This is a genomic window from Pseudomonas sp. URIL14HWK12:I6, from assembly GCF_000514195.1.
In the GTDB taxonomy this organism is placed as follows: Bacteria; Pseudomonadota; Gammaproteobacteria; order Pseudomonadales; family Pseudomonadaceae; genus Aquipseudomonas; species Aquipseudomonas putida_A.
In genome coordinates this window covers 468,845-487,059 of record NZ_AZVL01000003.1, presented here as the reverse complement: position 1 = coordinate 487,059, position 18,215 = coordinate 468,845, and the positions used below count along the sequence as shown (strand labels likewise).

Below are 18,215 nucleotides of genomic sequence, written 5' to 3'. Positions count from 1 at the left end.
AAGCGCTGCATGCGTCTCGCGAAAAGCCCATCTCGCCTGAGCGTGAAGCCCTGCGCGAGTTGATTCAATTACGCGAGCACTTCGTCCAGCAGCGCGACGACAACAAGCGCCGGCTGCAGCAGGCCCAGTTGCCTGCGGTTGTAGAGGCGATCAGGGACCATATTCGCTACCTGCAAACCCAGATCAAGCAGCTCGGCAAAGCCATCGATCAAAGCATGCGTGAGCTGGATGCGGAAAAAGCCGATCGGCTTATCTCCGTCAAAGGCATCGGCACTGTGGCGACCGCCAGCTTGTTGGTTTATCTGCCCGAACTCGGCGAGCTGGATCGCAGGGAGATCGCCGCACTGGCGGGAATCGCCCCCTACAACGACGACAGTGGAAATCACAGCGGGAAACGTCAGATTTACGGAGGGAGAGCGCGCGTCAGACGTGCGCTTTACATGTCGTGCTGGGTCGTTATCCGTTGTCAGGCCGACTTCAAGGCCCGTTATGAATCCTTAAGAGAACGGGGCAAGAGCGCGAAAGTCGCGCTCATCGCCTGTATGCGAATACTGCTGATCAGATTGAATGCCATGCTGCGAGACGGCACAGAGTGGCGGTGACGAATGGTGGCAGTAAGACAGTTGCTCCCACATGGGTTGCTGTGTTATTCCAATGGCATCACCGTGACGCGGACCTCCGGGTCGTGGTTGCCGCCCCCCAGAATCACCCCGCGCAACGGCGACACATCGGAAAAATCCCGGCCCCATGCCAGGGTGATGTGCTCCAGCGCCGGCTGCACGTTGTTGGTCGGATCGAAATCCACCCAGCCCAATACCGGACAGAACACCGACACCCAGGCATGCGACGCATCGGCGCCGATCAGCCGTGGCTGCCCCGGCGGCGGTTGGGTCAGCAGATAGCCACTGATGTAGCGCGCTGCCAGCCCTCGCGAGCGCACGCAAGCGAGCATCAGATGCGCGAAGTCCTGACACACGCCACGCCGGCGCTCCAGCACCTCGACCAGCGGCGTCGCCACTTGCGTGGCCTCGGCATCGAAGGTGAATTCGCTGAAAATCTTCTGCATCAAGGCCTGCACGCCCAGCAACAAGGGCCTTCCCGGTGGAAAACAGCTTTCCGAAAATTCGACGAAACTGCGTTTCAAATGCACGTAGGGTGACTGAAACCGATAGCGACACGCCTCCAGCATTTCGGCGGACAATGGCTGGCTGCTGTAGGTCAGCGCATCACGCGTCTGCTCCCACGCCGGGGACAGATTGAAATCCGCTAGTGGCCGCGCCAGCACCTCAACCGTGAGCCGGGCGTTGACCTGCAACTCGTCATGCGGGCGTTCGAAGGCCAGTCGGGTCAGCGGATTGCCGAACACATCCAGTTCATCCCGCCGCGTGGTCGGCTCCGGGCTGATCAGCAATTGCTGCTCGGTGCAGCGTTGCCACGTGCACTCACGCGGCCACAGGTGCGCGAGTTGCTGTGCCAGCGAAACCGGGCTGTCGTAGTGGTAACAGGTGTCGTGAAAGATCTGGTAGTACGCGCTCATCAGACGGACACCGTGCGCTGGCTGACATCATCGACATGGGCAAAATGGCGCAGCGCCAGCCGATCCGAGACTTGCCCGCTGGCCTCGGCAATCTCTTGCAGCAGATCCGCCAGACCATCGAGCGCGGCACGCACGCTGTTCTCTCCGAACAGCGGGTTCTCCAGACACCCCAGATCGAACCGCGCCAGACGCTCGACCAACTGCGGCAACCCCGCCTCGCGAGGTACGCCGAAATCATCGTTCAAGCGTTTCAAAGTGCGGGTCACCAGTTTCAACTGGAACAACACCGCGTGCGGGTTCTGCTCATCCAGCAGCAACAGGTCGAGCACCGGAATCAACTGCGCCACCGCCAGATACCGCGAACGGTAGGTGATGCTGCTGTTGCCCAGCTCCAGCAGCCATTCCAGCCCCGCCTGATCGAACGCCCCGGCGCCGCGCAGAAACGCCGCCAGACTGCTGCTGAGAAACTGCAACCGCTCGATGCGCCGGCCGATCATCAGAAAGCGCCAGCCTTCGTCGCGCGTCATGTCGTCGAGCGCGAACCCCGAGAGCGCCGCCAGCGACATCACCAGCCGGTTGAGGAAATCCAGCAACTCGCCGAAGTCCGGCTCTTCGGTGTCCAGTTCCAGCGCCTCGCGCTGCAACTCGACCAACGCCTGCCAGTTTTCCCGTGAAAGCTTGCCGCGCACCTGCGAGGCCGCCCACTGCAAGCGCTGCAGGTTGGAGCGCAGGCTGAACGACCAGTCCTCGCCGAGCAGCGCCGCCAGCAGCCGCTCCGGTAGCTCACCCTCCTCAGGCAGCAACATCAGCCGCTCGCCCAGCTCCACGGCCGCCTGCAAGGCTTGCGGATCATCGCCATCGACATACCGCGCGAGCATGATCCGCAGCAGTCGCGCACTGTCGTCGCAACGCTCGCAGTAACGGCCGAACCAGAACAGGTTCTCCACCACCCGCGAGGGCAGGTACGGGTCGCGGCGCACCAGATCGTGTACGCCGACGTTGCGCTGGGTTTTCCATTGCTCGCCACTCGGCGCACGATCGCCCAACACCCAGGTGTCCTTGCTCGCCCCGCCGCGCTGCATCGACACCACTTCGGCATCGGCCTCGGCGGCGACCCGGGTCAGCCCACCGGGCAATACGCGATAGCCGTCACCACTGGCCACCGCGTACACGCGCATGCCGATCGCTCGCGGTTGCAGTTGGCCGTCTTCGGCCTGCCAGATCGGCGCCTGGGACAGCTGCGCCAGTTCTTGCGCGACATAGGCGTATGGCCGCGCCTGCATGCGCTCGGCGAGCGCCTGGCGCTGTTGTTCGCTCAGATCGCGGCCGAATACCGGCGCGAAGCTTTGTGAGGGGAACGCCGGTTTGATCAGCAGCTCGGGAAGCTTTTCCAACGCCTGCGCCAGCACCGGCGCCTCGCCGCACCACCAGGTGGCGATGGACGGCAGCAGCAGTTCTTCGCCGAACAGGTACTGATTGATCTTCGGCAGAAATCCAAGCAACCCCGGCGACTCCAGCACGCCGCTGCCCAAGGCGTTGGCCACCAGCACCCGGCCCTGACGCACCGCTTCCAGCAGGCCAGGCACACCAAGTGCCGAATCGGTGCGCAGCTCCAGCGGATCGCAGAAGTCATCGTCGAGCCGGCGCATGATCGCGTGCACCCGGCGCAGACCACTGAGGGTTTTCAGGTACACCGTGGCATCGCGCACGGTGAGGTCGCCGCCCTCCACCAGCGGATAACCGAGCTGACGCGCCAGATAAAGATGTTCGAAGTAGCTTTCGTTGAAGCGCCCTGGCGTGAGCAACACCACCAGCGGCGCGTCGTCAGCACACGGCGCCTGACGCGCGAGGGTTTCCTGCAGGGTGCGGAAGAACCCAGCCAGATGCTGCACTTTCAGATCGCGGTACAACTCGGGAAAGGCGCGCGACACAATGGTGCGATTTTCCAGCGCATAGCCCGCGCCCGACGGTGCCTGAGTACGATCCGCCGTGACCCACCAGCGCCCGTCCGGCGTGCGCGCCAGATCCACGGCGTACAGATGCAGAAAGGCATCTTCCGGTGGTGCGATGCCCTGACAGGGCCAGAGAAAATTGTTGTGGCCGAACACCAGCTCCGCCGGTAACAACCCTTCGCTGATCAGCCGCTGCGGGCCATACAGATCGGCCAGTACCGCATTGAGCAGGCGTGCTCGCTGGGCAATCCCCGCCGACAGGTGCTGCCACTCATCAGCAGCGATCACGTGCGGCAGCAGGTCCAGCTCCCACGGGCGGTCAGCGCCCTTGGGATCGGCATAGACGTTGTAGGTCACGCCGTTTTCCTGAATCTGCCGGGCCAGCAACGCCTGCCGCTGCACCAGTTGCGCCGGGGTGCTGCGCTGCAATTGATCGAACAGCCGCCGCCAGTGCGGGCGCACGTCCCCGCTGTCATTCAGCAGTTCGTGATAAGTGCCCGCGGTCAGCGGGTAGCGGTCTAGCAGGTCAGGCATGGAAAGCTCGGCAGACAGCAGGGAACGGTCAGACTAACGCAGGCACATGACGTGCGGATATACGAAAAATCCGCATGTCGTGCAGGACTTAGAAACGTCGCAAATCGAGCGTCATCGGCAGCTCGTCGGAGATTGTCAGGTTCGGTATCGGAAGTTTCCCCGGCGTGTGTCCGATGCGGAAAAACCGCGCCATGCGCCGGCTCTCAGCTTCGTTGGCATTGACCGGTAACGTCTCGTAATTGCGCCCGCCCGGGTGCGCCACGTGGTACTGGCAACCGCCCAGTGAACGCTGCATCCAGGTGTCGAGCAAGTCGAACACCAGCGGCGCGTGCACCGGGATGGTCGGTTGCAGGCAATTGGCCGGTTGCCAGGCCCGAAAGCGCACGCCGGCGACGAACTCACCGATGCGCCCGGTCGGTTGCAGCGGCAGCGGAATACCGTTGCAGGTCAGCAGATAGCGCTGCGGCGGCAAGCCGCTGAGCTTGATCTGCAAACGCTCCAGCGACGAATCGACATAACGCACCGTGCCGCCCGCCGTACCCTCCTCGCCCAGTACATGCCAAGGTTCCAGCGCCTGGCGCAGCTCCATCTCGATGCCGCTGACCGCGTAATCGCCGACCTTGGGAAAACGGAACTCCAGATGCGCAGCGAACCACTCGGCGCGCAATGGATAACCGGCGTTGTTCAGTTCAACGATGACGTCGGCGAAATCCTGCTCGATAAAGTGCGGCAGCATGAAGCGGTCGTGCAGCTCGGTGCCCCAGCGCGCCAGTTTCGGCGGCGCATAGGGCTCGCGCCAGAATCGCGCAACCAGCGCACGCAGCAACAACTGCTGAGCCAGGCTCATCCGCGCATGCGGCGGCATTTCGAAGGCGCGCAGCTCCAGCAGCCCGAGACGCCCGGTAGCGCCATCCGGCGAATACAGTTTATCGATGCAGAACTCGGCGCGGTGAGTGTTGCCGGTGACGTCGATCAGCAGATTGCGCAGCAGGCGATCCACCAGCCACGGCGCGCACGCTTCGCCCGGTTCAGGCATCTGCGCGAAGGCGATTTCCAGTTCGTACAGGGCGTCGTTGCGCGCTTCATCGACCCGTGGCGCCTGCGAGGTCGGGCCGATGAACAGGCCGGAAAACAGGTAGGACAGCGATGGGTGGTTGTGCCAGTAGCTGATCAGGCTGCGTAGCAGATCCGGGCGGCGCAGGAACGGTGAGTCCGCCGGGGTCGCGCCACCGAGGACGAAATGGTTGCCGCCGCCGGTGCCGGTGTGGCGCCCGTCGATCATGAATTTTTCGGTGGTCAGGCGGGTTTGCCGCGCCTGTTCATAGAGAAACTCGGTGCGCTCGACCAGCTCGTCCCAGGTCGCCGATGGCTGCACGTTGACCTCGATCACGCCCGGATCCGGGGTGATGCGGAAGTTGCTCAGGCGCGGATCACTCGGCGGCTCGTAACCTTCCAGCAGCACCGGGCAATGCAGCTCTTCGGCGGTGGCTTCGATGGCCGCCACCAGTTCCAGATAGTCTTCGACCCGCTCCAGCGGCGGCATGAACAGATACAGACGCCCTTCGCGCGCTTCGGCGCAGAAGGCGGTGCGAGTCAGCCAGTCGGCGGACTCGTCGATTGTCGGCGCACGTTCGGCGGCCGTTGCGGGTTCGGCATGGCTGTTGAGCTGGGTGGTGTCCGGCAGCTCGGGAAAGTCCTGATTCGGGTCGTTGGGATGAATGAACGGATACTCCGCCGCCTTCACCCACGGCTGTGAGCCGAGTGGCAAGCGATAACCCAGCGGCGAATCCCCCGGCACCAGCCGGCAATGCTCGTCGCGCAGATACCAGCGCCCGCTCTGCCATTGATCACCCTTGGCGGTGCGGGCCAGCGGCAGCACCTGGCCGATCACTTTATCCAGGCCCTGCGCGAAAACCTTGCGCAGACGCGCACGCTCCAGCGGTTCTTCAAGACGCGAGTCTTCAGCGCTGACGTTGCTCGGCAATGCGCCCTCACGCCAGAGGTAATAAAAATTGTCTTCATAGGCTGGAAACACGAAACGTGCCGGCAGTTTCAGGCGTTCGGCAACACTCGCGAGAAAGCGTCCCGCCAGTTCGCCATCGGCGCCGTAGTCCTGCTGCTCATCGGCGATCAGCGCGCTGTTGTGCCAGATCGGCACGCCATCGCGGCGCCAATAGCAGTTGAGCGACCAGCGCGGCAATTGCTCGCCGGGGTACCACTTGCCCTGACCGAAATGCACCAGACCTTTCGGCGCATAGTGCTGGCGCATGCGCTGGAACAGTTCGGCGGAGAGGCGGCGCTTGTCCGGGCCCAGCGCGGCGGTGTTCCACTCGGCGCCGTCCGGGTCATCGATGGAGACGAAGGTCGGCTCGCCGCCCATGGTCAGGCGCACATCGCCTTCCAGCAAGTCGGCATCGATCTGCCGGCCCAGCGCCTGAATCGCCAGCCACTGCTCATCGGTGTAGGGCTTGGTCACCCGTGGCGCTTCCCAGATCCGCTCCACCGACATTTCGTGGCTGAACTGGCATTCGCACGGCTCGACCAGACCACTGATCGGCGCGGCTGAGGATGGATCAGGGCTGCAGGCCAGCGGGATATGCCCTTCGCCGGCGAACAATCCGGACGTAGCATCCAGACCGATCCAGCCTGCGCCTGGCAAGTACACCTCGCACCAGGCGTGCAGGTCGGTGAAATCCACCTCGGTGCCGGACGGGCCGTCGAGGCTCTTCACGTCGGCAGTCAGTTGAATCAGGTAACCGGAGACAAACCGCGCGGCCAACCCGAGGTTGCGCAGCAGTTGCACCAGCAGCCACGCCGAGTCGCGGCAGGAGCCGGAGGCATGTTCGAGGGTGTGTTCCGGAGTTTGCACGCCCGGTTCCATGCGGATCAGGTAGCGGATGTCTTCGCTGAGACGCTGGTTGAGCATCACCAGGAAATCCACGGCGGGCAGCGGCGTACGGTCGATCCCGTCCAGATAGGCTTTGAATGCCGGGGTCAGCGGCAGAGTTTCGAGGTACGGCGCCAATTCCTTGCGTTCATCTGCGGCGTAAGTGAAGGGGATTTTCTCGGCATAGGGTTCGAGGAAGAAGTCGAAGGGGTTGAACACCGCCATCTCGGCCAGCAGATCGACCTCGATGCGCAACTCATCGGTTTTCTCGGGGAACACCAGCCGCGCGAGGTAGTTGCCCTGCGGGTCTTGCTGCCAGTTGATGAAATGCTGCTCGGGCGAGACCTTCAGCGCATACGAGAGGATCCGCGTGCGGCTGTGGGCGGCCGGACGCAGGCGTACGATCTGCGGGCCGAGTTCGACAGCGCGGTCGTAGCGGTAATGCGTGACGTGATGCAATGCGACATGAATCGACACGGCGTGCCTCCTGCGAGCCTAAGCGTATTCGAAAGCGCGCAAGACTTATGCCATGCAAGGGCTTGGGCGCTTTCCCGGAATGCTCAGGGCAGTACAGCACCAAAATCGGGCGATGCGGGGAAATGGTTCGAGGAAGTTGCGCCTAAATGTGGCGGCAGTGGTAGATGCGGCGCCTGAGATGACGCCTTCGCGAGCAAGCTCGCTCCCACAGGAGACCGCATTCCAACTGTGGGAGCGGGCTTGCTCGCGAAAGGGCCAGTCGTTTCAGCACACTTCTTGAACCCTGAAATGCAAAACGCCAACCCGAAGGTTGGCGTTCTGTTGAAACAAAAAGCGATTAGCGCGGTACGACTGGCTTGCGAGCCGGTTTCGGCCCCTTGCCCTTGGCTGCTTCCTTGCGCTCCTTGGCCGCCTGCTGGTTGCGGGCGAATGCCGCAGCCTTGGCCTGTTCACGCTTGTCCCAAGGATTGCCACCGTCGCTGGCACGCGGCGGCAGGCCGTTGTGCTGGGTGAGAATCTTGGTGGTCTTCTCTTTCGCGACCTTGTGGCTGCCGGCCGGTGTCGAGTTCTTGCGACGGGCGCTCTGGTAGCTGTCGGTAGCCGGTTGATGCAGCGGAATCAACTGATCCTTGCCCGGACCGATCAGGTCACCACGTCCCATGCGAATCAACGCTTCGCGCAGCATCGGCCAGCCTTTCGGGTCGTGATAACGCAAGAACGCCTTGTGCAGACGACGCTGCTCTTCGCTCTTGACGATGGTCACGCCGTCGCTCTTGTAGGTGACCTTGCGCAGCGGGTTCTTGCCCGAGTGGTACATCGCGGTGGCGGTGGCCATAGGCGACGGATAGAACGCCTGCACCTGGTCGGCACGGAAGCCGTTGCCCTTGAGCCACAGCGCCAGGTTCATCATGTCTTCGTCGGTGGTGCCCGGGTGCGCGGCGATGAAGTACGGGATCAGGTACTGCTCTTTGCCTGCTTCCTTGGTGTACTTCTCGAACATGCGCTTGAACTTGTCATAGCTGCCAATGCCCGGCTTCATCATCTGGTTGAGCGGACCTTCCTCGGTGTGTTCCGGGGCGATCTTCAGGTAACCGCCGACGTGGTGGGTCACCAGCTCTTTGACGTACTCCGGCGACTCGACCGCGAGGTCGTAACGCAGGCCGGAGGCGATCAGGATCTTCTTCACACCCGGCAAGGCGCGGGCACTGCGGTATAGCTGAATCAACGACGAGTGGTCGGTGTTCAGGTTCGGGCAGATGCCCGGGAACACGCAGGACGGCTTGCGGCACGCGGATTCGATTTCCGGGCTCTTGCAGGCGATGCGATACATGTTCGCGGTCGGGCCGCCAAGGTCGGAGATGACGCCGGTGAAGCCTGGAACCTTGTCGCGGATCTCTTCGATTTCGCGAATGATCGACTCTTCGGAACGGTTCTGGATGATCCGTCCTTCGTGCTCGGTGATCGAGCAGAAAGTGCAGCCGCCGAAGCAGCCACGCATGATGTTCACCGAGAAACGGATCATGTCGTAGGCCGGGATCTTCTCCTTGCCGTACGCCGGGTGCGGAACCCGTGCGTAAGGCATGCCGAACACGTAGTCCATTTCTTCAGTGGTCATCGGAATCGGCGGCGGGTTGAACCAGACGTCGACCTCGCCATGCTTCTGCACCAGCGCGCGGGCGTTACCCGGGTTGGTTTCCAGGTGCAGCACACGGTTGGCGTGGGCGTACAGGACCGGGTCGTTACGCACCTTTTCCATCGACGGCAGGCGGATCACGGTCTTGTCGCGGGTCATGCGCGGGCTGGCCAGGATCTGTACGACCTTGGCTTCCTCGGGATCATCCACCGGGCCCTTCTCTTGCTCGATGGCGCAGGCCTGGGTGTCCTGGGTGTTGACGTACGGGTTGATGATCTTGTCGACCTTGCCCGGACGGTCAATGCGCGTGGAATCGACTTCGTACCAGCCCTGCGGCGTGTCACGACGGATGAACGCGGTGCCGCGCACGTCGGTGATGTCTTCGATCTTGTGCCCGTAGGACAGACGCTGGGCCACTTCGACGATGGCGCGCTCGGCGTTGCCGTACAGCAGAATGTCGGCGCTGGCGTCGATCAGGATCGAGTTGCGTACACGATCCTGCCAGTAGTCATAGTGGGCGATGCGGCGCAGCGAAGCTTCGATGCCGCCGAGGACGATCGGCACGTGTTTGTAGGCTTCCTTGCAGCGCTGGCTGTAGACCAGGCTCGCGCGATCCGGACGCTTTCCCGCCATGCCACCCGGGGTGTAGGCGTCGTCGGACCGGATTTTCTTGTCCGCGGTGTAGCGGTTGATCATCGAGTCCATGTTGCCGGCCGCGACGCCGAAGAACAGGTTCGGCTCGCCGAGCTTCATGAAGTCGTCTTTGGACTGCCAGTTCGGCTGGGCAATGATCCCGACGCGGAAGCCCTGGGACTCCAGCAGCCGGCCGATGATCGCCATGCCGAACGACGGGTGATCGACGTAGGCATCACCGGTGACGATGATGATGTCGCAGGAATCCCAGCCGAGCTGATCCATCTCCTCCCTGCTCATCGGCAGGAATGGCGCTGGCCCGAAACATTCGGCCCAGTACTTTGGATAGTCAAATAACGGCTTGGCTGCTTGCATGTCGATAACCGGTGTTGGCTTTCATTGAATTTCGCGGGCGCGGAATATAGCACAAATTTTGACCAATTCCGACGGCTGTGGTCGGAAATTGCGCCACGCCCATTCGCGAGCAAGCCCGCTCCCACATTTGAATGCATTCCAGGTGTGGGAGCGGGCTTGCTCGCGAAGGCGTCAGCTCAAACGATGAAGAATTTACTCGTCGTCGTCGAAGTTGTAACTGCCCGGCGCGAGGTTTTCGAAGCGGGTGTACTTACCGATAAACGCCAGGCGGATAAAGCCGATCGGGCCGTTCCGCTGCTTGCCGATGATGATTTCGGCGATGCCCTTGTGCTCGGTTTCCGGGTGATACACCTCGTCCCGGTACACGAACATGATGACGTCTGCGTCCTGCTCGATCGCTCCGGATTCCCGCAAGTCGGAGTTCACCGGACGCTTGTTGGGACGTTGTTCCAGGGAACGGTTGAGCTGCGACAGCGCCACCACCGGGCAGTTGAATTCCTTGGCCAGGGCTTTCAGGGATCGGGAGATCTCGGAAATCTCGTTGGTCCGGTTGTCACCGCTGGAGCCGGGAATCTGCATCAGCTGCAGGTAGTCGATCATGATCAGACCGATGTCGCCGTGTTCGCGCACCAGACGTCGGGTTCGCGCACGCATTTCCGACGGGCTGATGCCGGCGGTGTCATCGATGAACAGCTTGCGATCGTTGAGCAGGTTGACCGCCGAGGTCAGGCGCGGCCAGTCGTCGTCTTCGAGCTGGCCGGAACGCACCTTGGTCTGATCGATACGACCGAGGGACGAAAGCATACGCATGATCAGCGATTCGCCTGGCATCTCGAGGGAGTACACCAGCACCGCCTTGTCGCTGCGCAGTACGGCGTTTTCCACCAGGTTCATGGCGAAGGTGGTTTTACCCATCGACGGACGGCCGGCGACGATGATCAGGTCGGACGGTTGCAGACCGCTGGTCTTCTCGTCGAGGTCGGTATAACCGGTGGACAGACCGGTGATCGCGTCGGCGGTGTTGAACAGGGTGTCGATGCGATCGATGGCCTTGGTCAACAGTTCGTTGACCCCCACCGGGCCGCCGGTCTTGGGCCGCGCCTCGGCAATCTGGAAGATCTGCCGTTCGGCCTCGTCGAGGATCTCTTCAGCGGTACGGCCTTCGGGGTTGAACGCGGCGTCGGCAATTTCGGTGCTGATACCGATCAACTGGCGCAACGTCGCGCGCTGGCGAACGATCTGCGCATAGGCCTTGATGTTGGCGACGGACGGCGTGTTTTTCGCCAGCTCGCCGAGGTAACCGAGGCCGCCGACCTGCGACGTCTGACCTTCCTTGTCCAGTTGCTCGGCCAGGGTCACGACGTCGATCGGCATGTTCTGATCGGCCAGTTTGGCGATCGCACGGAAGATCAGACGGTGGTCATGTCGGTAGAAATCGCCGTCGGAGACTTGATCGAGCACGCGTTCCCAGGCGTTGTTGTCCAGCATCAGACCACCGAGTACGGCCTGTTCGGCCTCGATGGAGTGCGGCGGCACCTTCAGGGCAGCGGTTTGCAGATCGTATTGCTCGGGAGCGGTGATTTCGTTCATGGCCACTTGGAGTCAGGTTTGAAAACGGGAGTACCAGAAAGACAAAGGGCACGACCTGTAAACAGGATCGTGCCCGATGTTACCGGCAAGCACCCGAGGGTGCCAGCCGACAAGTATTGCTTAAGCTGCTACCACGACAACGCGTACGGTGGCTTCAACTTCGGCGTGCAGGTGCACAGCCACGTCGAATTCACCCACGTTGCGGATGGTGCCGTTCGGCAGACGAACTTCGCTCTTCTGCACTTCAACGCCGGAAGCGGTCAGTGCGTCAGCGATGTCGTGAGTACCGATCGAACCGAACAGCTTGCCTTCGTCGCCAGCGGTGGCAGTGATGGTCACTTCCAGCTCGGCCAGTTGGGCAGCACGGCTTTCAGCCGATGCTTTACGGTCTGCGGCAGCTTTTTCCAGCTCGGCACGACGCTCTTCGAACGCAGCCAGGTTGGCAGCGGTCGCAGCGGTAGCCTTGCCGAAAGGCAGCAGGTAGTTACGGCCGTAACCGGCCTTAACGTTTACTTTGTCGCCCAGGTTGCCCAGGTTGGCGATTTTTTCCAGAAGGATCAGTTGCATGTGGAAATCCTCTTAACTTTTAACCTTCACCGTTCGCGTTATCGGTGTCTTTCGACACGTGACGACCGCGAAAATCAATCAGGCTGTCGACAATGGCCAGAACCACGAGCAACGGATAGAGCAGCTGCATGAACAACAGCAGCGTGACGTACAACCCCACCAGCCAGAAACCGGCCAGTCGCTTTTGCCCGACCAGCCCGTGAATCAGGGCGAGTCCGGCGAACACCAGCGGTACACTGCACAACGGCGTCAACATGGCCATCTGTGCACCGAGATTCGGGCCCAGAAGCATCAACGCCAGCAGCAACATCGCCGGCCCCAGCGGGATCCGGATGGCGCGAAACTCGCGACCAAAACCACCCGGGTTGTACAACAACGCTTGCCAATGCCGCCCGACAATCAGGCTCAGCACGCTGACGATCTGCAACAGAGCCGCAATCAGTCCGGTCAGGACTGGTGCAATCAGGGACGCGAAGCGCGCTTGCTCATCGACCGACAATTGCTTGTAGGTTTCACCAAGAAGCGCCGGCATGACCTTTATCAAGGCCTGCGCGAGCATCTCGATCTGGGCCGCAAACGCTGCCCCGAGCACCACTGAAAACACCACTCCAATCACTACGCTGACCAGCAGCGTGCGAACCCAGGACTCGCTTGCGCGCAACACCAACGCAAGCCCTGAAGACCCCAGCAGCACCAGAAGTGCCCGTGGATCATCGGCATACAGCCACCAGACCAAAGCCGGCAGCAGCCCCAGAGACAGAACACCCAGGGCGTCCGTCAGTCCGCGCCGCAGGAGCACAAGGCTCCCGGCGGCAGCACCCAACCAATACAACAACGGCAATGTTGCACATCCGGCCACCACGAGAGTGGCCTGCATACGGCCTCGCATGATGAACTCAGCTAAGGCACGCATGCATTCAATCCTTTGCTACTTGTCGACTGCCCGGTCTCAGCGGCCGTGGCTGTCGGTGTAGGCCAGCAGGGCCAGGAAGCGGGCGCGCTTGATAGCGGTGGCCAGCTGACGCTGATAACGAGCTTTGGTACCGGTGATGCGGCTTGGAACGATTTTGCCGGTCTCGGATACGTAGGCTTTCAGAGTGTTGAGATCTTTGTAATCGATCTCTTTCACGTCTTCAGCGGTGAAGCGGCAGAATTTACGACGACGGAAGAAACGTGCCATTTGATAGGCTCCTTAAAAGGTCCGTGGATTACTCGTCAGCGTTATCGCTGTTGTCGCTGTCATCACCCTCAACGCCATCAGCGTCGGAGTGCTCAGGACGGTCGCGACGCTCACGGCGCTCACTGCGGTTTTCTTCAGCCTTGAGCATCTCGGACTGGCCGGTAACGGCTTCGTCGCGACGGATGACCAGGTTACGGATCACAGCATCGTTGTAGCGGAAGTTGTCTTCCAGCTCGGCCAGGGCCTTGCCAGTGCACTCAACGTTCAGCATCACGTAGTGAGCCTTGTGAACATTGTTGATTGCGTAGGCCAGTTGACGACGGCCCCAGTCTTCCAGACGGTGGATTTTGCCGCCGTCTTCTTCGATCAGCTTGGTGTAACGCTCAACCATGCCGCCGACTTGCTCGCTCTGGTCAGGGTGGACCAGAAAGATGATTTCGTAATGACGCATGAATGCTCCTTACGGGTTGTAGCCTGCCGCTCAAAAACGGTCAGACAAGGAGTGAATGACACTTATGGACTTGCTGGCGCGGGGCACATGCGTGCCTGCCGTCACAGCAAGGGGCGCAATTGTAGAGAAGGGACTGCGCAGGTGCAAGGCAATTGGTGATTATTTGAACAACCGCCAATCTTCGACCTGACACAAAACACTGTGGGAGCGAGCCTGCTCGCGAATGCGATATATCAGGCAACATTATTGTCGGCTGACACACCCCTTTCGCGAGCAGGCTCGCTCCCACATTTGAACCGATTTCAGCTCAAGACTACTTCTTCGCGGCAACTTTGGCCTTGGCGCCGCGTTGACGCTGTGCTTCGAACAGGCACACACCGGTGGCCACGGACACGTTGAGACTGCTGACGCTGCCGGCCATCGGCAGGTTCACCAGATAGTCGCAGTGCTCGCGAGTCAGGCGACGCATGCCTTTGCCTTCGGCGCCCATGATCAGGATGGTCGGGCCGGTCAGGTCCTGGTCATAAATGCTGACCTCGGCCTCACCCGCCGTGCCGACCACCCACAGACCGCGCTGCTGGAGCTTTTCCAGAGTGCGCGCCAGGTTGGTCACCGCCACCAGCGGAATCACTTCCGCCGCGCCGCAGGCCACTTTACGCACCACCGGCGTCAGGGTAGCCGACTTGTCCTTGGGCACAATCACCGCCAGCGCGCCGGCAGCATCCGCCGACCGCAGGCAGGCGCCGAGGTTGTGCGGGTCGGTCACGCCGTCGAGCACCAGCAACAGCGGTGCGCCTTCGGTACGGTCGAGCAACTCGTCGAGCATCGCCTCGCCCCAGACCTGGCTCGGACTGACGTCCGCAACCACGCCCTGGTGCACGCCTTCAACCCAGGCGTCCATTTCGCGGCGCTCTGCCTGACCGATCTGCACACGATTTTCGTTGGCCAGCTCGATCAGGGTCTGCACGCGCGGATCGTTGCGGCTTTCGGCCAGCCAGATCTGCTTGACGCGTTTAGGGTGGTGACGCAGCAACGCTTCTACCGCGTGAACGCCGTAGATTTTTTCCAACTGACTCATGACTTCGCCTTCGGTTTACGCGACCCGCCACTTTTGGCTGGAGCCGAACCCGCTTTCGGCGGGCCTTTACGGTGTTTGCTCGGTTTGGCTGGCTTGCCGCCGACGGCCTTCTCAGGCGCCGACCGTCCGGTCTTTCCCCCAGACGCCGCTTTACCACCGCTTTTGGCTTCGGCCAGCAAGGCCTTCTTCAATTCACGGCTTTTGCGCAGCTCGGCGTTTTTCGCCACGGCATCGCTCGGGCGATAGGCCTCGACGGCTTTTTCCTTGGCCGGACGACGGCTGGCGGTTTTCGCCGGAGCCTTGTCTTCCACAGCCTTGCTCGCAGGTGCTGCGGTATCGGCGCCACGTTTCTTGCGACCGATCGGCGCGCTGATGGTTTTTTCTGCCATCTCGAAGTCGATCTTGCGCTCGTCGAGGTCGACGCGCATCACGCGCACTTCAACGGTATCGCCGAGACGGAAGCTGCGACCGGTGCGCTCGCCCGCCAAGCGGTGATGCACAGGGTCGAAGTGGTAGTAGTCGCCCGGCAGCGCGGTAACGTGCACCAGGCCTTCGACGTAGATATCGGTCAGCTCGACGAACAGGCCAAAACCGGTCACGGCGGTGATCACACCCGGGAACGATTCGCCGACGCGATCCTTCATGAACTCGCACTTGAGCCAGTTCACCACGTCGCGAGTGGCTTCGTCGGCACGGCGCTCGCTCATCGAGCACTGCTCGCCGAGTTGCTCCAGCGCCGCTTCGTCGTAGGGATAGATGCGCGCCTTCGGAATGGTCATCGCCCCGGCACGACGAACGTGCGGAGTGTCCTGTTTCGAATGGATCACGCTGCGGATGGCGCGGTGAGTGAGCAGGTCCGGGTAACGACGGATCGGCGAGGTAAAGTGGGTATAGGCTTCGTAATTCAGGCCGAAGTGGCCTTCGTTCTGGGCGCTGTACACCGCCTGACTCAGGGAGCGCAGCATCACGGTCTGAATCAGATGGAAATCCGGACGATCCTTGATGCTCGCCAACAGGGCCTGATAGTCCTTTGGCGACGGGCCATCCTTGCCTTTGTGCAGGGACAGGCCGAGCTCGCCGAGGAAGGCGCGCAGTTTTTCCAGACGCTCCGGTGGCGGGCCGTCGTGGACACGGTACAGCGCGGGGATTTCGTGCTTCTTGAGGAATTCGGCGGTGGCCACGTTGGCCGCCAGCATGCATTCCTCGATCAGCTTGTGCGCATCGTTGCGGGTGGTCGGACGGATTTCGGCAATCTTGCGCTCGGAACCGAAGATGATCCGGGTTTCCTGGGTTTCGAAATCGATCGCGCCACGCACGTGACGGGCAGCCAGCAACACTTTGTACAGCGCATAGAGCTGCTTGAGGTGCGGCACCACGTCGGTGTATTCGCCGCGAAGCTTGCGCGCTTCGGTGGCTTTCGGGGTTTCCAGCATCGCGCTGACCTTGTTGTAGGTCAGGCGGGCGTGGGAATGGATCACCGCTTCATAGAAGCAGTAGTCGGTCATTTCGCCGGACTTGGAGATGGTCATCTCGCAAACCATGGCCAGACGATCGACGTGCGGGTTCAGCGAGCACAGGCCGTTGGAGAGCTGCTCAGGCAGCATCGGCACCACGCGCTCGGGGAAATACACCGAGTTGCCGCGTACCTGGGCTTCGTTGTCCAGCGCCGAACCGATCTTCACGTAGCTGGAAACGTCGGCAATCGCCACGTACAACTTCCAGCCGCCAGAGAACAGGCGCAACTTGCCCGGCTTGGCTTCGCAGTAGACCGCGTCGTCGAAGTCGCGGGCATCTTCGCCGTCGATGGTGACGAACGGCAGATGGCGCAGGTCGACACGCTTCTCTTTGTCTTTCTCTTCGACTTCCGGCTTGAGCTTGGCGGCTTCTTTGAGCACCGCTTCAGGCCAGACGTGCGGAATGTCGTAGGTACGCAGCGCGACATCGATTTCCATGCCCGGCGCCATGTAGTTGCCGACCACTTCGACCACATCGCCTTGCGGCTGGAAGCGCGGCGTCGGCCAGTGGGTGATTTTCACCTCGACGAACTGACCGATCTGCGCGTTGGCGTTGCGGCCTGGCGTAACCAGCACTTCCTGCTGGATCTTCGGATTGTCGGCAACAACGAAACCGATACCGCCCTCTTCGAAGTAGCGACCAACAATCGTTTCGTGGGCACGGGACACCACTTCGACGATCACGCCTTCACGGCGGCCACGACGGTCGAGACCGGAAACACGGGCCAGCGCACGGTCGCCATCGAACACCAGACGCATCTGCGCCGGGCTCATGAACAGGTCATCGCTGCCGTCGTCCGGCACCAGGAAGCCGAAACCGTCACGGTGACCGCTAATGCGGCCGAGGATCAGGTCGAGCTTGTCCACCGGCGCATAGGTGCCACGGCGGGTGTAGATCAATTGAGCGTCGCGCTCCATGGCACGCAGGCGGCGGCGCAGGGCTTCGATCTGGTCTTCTGTGGTCAGACCAAACTCTTCGACCAGTTGCTCGCGGGCAGCAGGCGAACCCCGATCGGCGAGATGCGCCAGGATCAGTTCGCGGCTGGGAATAGGGTTTTCATATTTTTCCGCTTCACGAGCGGCCTCGGGATCGAGGGACTGCCAATCGGCCATTAGAGAGTTTTCACCTTGTCTATATGCGGGTTAGTTTGGCATAGGCGCCATCAAACGGGAAATTTCCGACTATATAAGGCCCTTCTGGAGCCTTGTATCGACGCCTGAAAGCCCTTTTGAACACCGCTGGTAAAAAAATTCATTTTTTTTGCTGACAGGGGTTTACAGTTAAAAAGGCGCTCCGTATAGTGCGCGCCATCGACGACGTACACACGTTGACGAGATGCCCAGGTGGTGAAATTGGTAGACACGCCAGCTTCAGGTGCTGGTGACCTTACGGTCGTGGAAGTTCGAGTCTTCTCCTGGGCACCAATTTCGAGTTTGAGACTAGATCAGTTTCAAGGCTCACACAAAACCCGCGAAAGCGGGTTTTTTGCATTCTAAGGAACGGGTTTGTTAAAACTGATTAATTAAAATTAAATCAGGGGTTTACAGATCAAAAAGCGCTCCGTATAGTGCGCCACATCAACAGCGGCAACGCTCGCGATGAATGCCCAGATGGTGAAATTGGTAGACACGCCAGCTTCAGGTGCTGGTGACCTTACGGTCGTGGAAGTTCGAGTCTTCTTCTGGGCACCAATTCAAACTCAAGGTTACGACGTTGAGTTTCCCAAAAAACCCGCGAAAGCGGGTTTTTGTGTTTCTGGCGTTTGAAAACCTGCAAGACCTTGTGGCGACCAGCCTCTAGCAAACA

The 18,215-nt window shown here is 61.3% G+C and carries 12 protein-coding genes and 2 tRNA genes; 3 read left to right on the top strand and 11 right to left on the bottom strand.

Going from position 1 to position 18,215, the window contains the following annotated elements:
- Positions 1–602, top strand: a 602-nt coding sequence (locus H043_RS0108115) for an IS110 family transposase (protein WP_027611427.1), incomplete at its 5' end; no start/stop codon positions are given.
- 44 nt (positions 603–646) lie between these two features.
- Here the strand turns inward: H043_RS0108115 and H043_RS0108110 are convergent.
- From H043_RS0108110 to rnr, 11 genes are all read right to left on the bottom strand, one after another.
- Entirely contained in the window at positions 647–1,537 is an 891-nt protein-coding gene (locus tag H043_RS0108110; protein ID WP_027611426.1) for a transglutaminase family protein, read from the bottom strand.
- Entirely contained in the window at positions 1,537–4,023 is a 2,487-nt protein-coding gene (locus tag H043_RS0108105; RefSeq protein ID WP_027611425.1) for a circularly permuted type 2 ATP-grasp protein, read from the bottom strand. The genes H043_RS0108110 and H043_RS0108105 overlap by 1 nt, the downstream gene beginning before the upstream one ends.
- Before the next feature lie 88 nt (positions 4,024–4,111).
- The gene (locus H043_RS0108100; RefSeq protein WP_027611424.1) at positions 4,112–7,387 is read right to left on the bottom strand and encodes a DUF2126 domain-containing protein; all 3,276 of its coding nucleotides are present in this window, start codon (positions 7,385–7,387) and stop codon (positions 4,112–4,114) included.
- A 337-nt stretch (positions 7,388–7,724) separates the two neighbouring features.
- Complete coding sequence (locus H043_RS0108095) at positions 7,725–10,028, bottom strand: YgiQ family radical SAM protein (protein WP_027611423.1); 2,304 nt, start codon at positions 10,026–10,028, stop codon at positions 7,725–7,727.
- Between the two features lie 192 nt (positions 10,029–10,220).
- Complete coding sequence (dnaB, locus tag H043_RS0108090; RefSeq protein WP_003221138.1) at positions 10,221–11,618, bottom strand: replicative DNA helicase; 1,398 nt, start codon at positions 11,616–11,618, stop codon at positions 10,221–10,223.
- 120 nt (positions 11,619–11,738) lie between these two features.
- The gene (gene rplI / locus H043_RS0108085; RefSeq protein ID WP_003221136.1) at positions 11,739–12,185 is read right to left on the bottom strand and encodes a 50S ribosomal protein L9; all 447 of its coding nucleotides are present in this window, start codon (positions 12,183–12,185) and stop codon (positions 11,739–11,741) included.
- A 19-nt stretch (positions 12,186–12,204) separates the two neighbouring features.
- Positions 12,205–13,098, bottom strand: coding sequence for a hypothetical protein (locus H043_RS0108080; RefSeq protein ID WP_027611422.1), 894 nt, complete (start codon positions 13,096–13,098; stop codon positions 12,205–12,207).
- A gap of 36 nt (positions 13,099–13,134) precedes the next feature.
- Positions 13,135–13,365 (bottom strand): 30S ribosomal protein S18, encoded by a 231-nt coding sequence (rpsR, locus tag H043_RS0108075; RefSeq protein ID WP_002551829.1) that lies wholly within the window; start codon positions 13,363–13,365, stop codon positions 13,135–13,137.
- A 28-nt stretch (positions 13,366–13,393) separates the two neighbouring features.
- Positions 13,394–13,816 (bottom strand): 30S ribosomal protein S6, encoded by a 423-nt coding sequence (gene rpsF / locus H043_RS0108070; RefSeq protein WP_003221133.1) that lies wholly within the window; start codon positions 13,814–13,816, stop codon positions 13,394–13,396.
- 313 nt (positions 13,817–14,129) lie between these two features.
- Positions 14,130–14,894, bottom strand: coding sequence for a 23S rRNA (guanosine(2251)-2'-O)-methyltransferase RlmB (rlmB, locus tag H043_RS0108065; protein WP_027611421.1), 765 nt, complete (start codon positions 14,892–14,894; stop codon positions 14,130–14,132).
- On the bottom strand, positions 14,891–17,521 hold the full coding sequence (gene rnr / locus H043_RS0108060; RefSeq protein ID WP_027611420.1) for a ribonuclease R: 2,631 nt from the start codon (positions 17,519–17,521) through the stop codon (positions 14,891–14,893). Before rnr ends, rlmB begins: the two co-directional genes overlap by 4 nt.
- Positions 17,522–17,746: 225 nt before the next feature.
- Here rnr and H043_RS0108055 point away from each other — a divergent pair.
- Positions 17,747–17,833, top strand: a tRNA-Leu gene (locus H043_RS0108055).
- A 180-nt stretch (positions 17,834–18,013) separates the two neighbouring features.
- Positions 18,014–18,100, top strand: a tRNA-Leu gene (locus tag H043_RS0108050).
- The last annotated feature ends 115 nt before the right edge of the window (positions 18,101–18,215 follow it).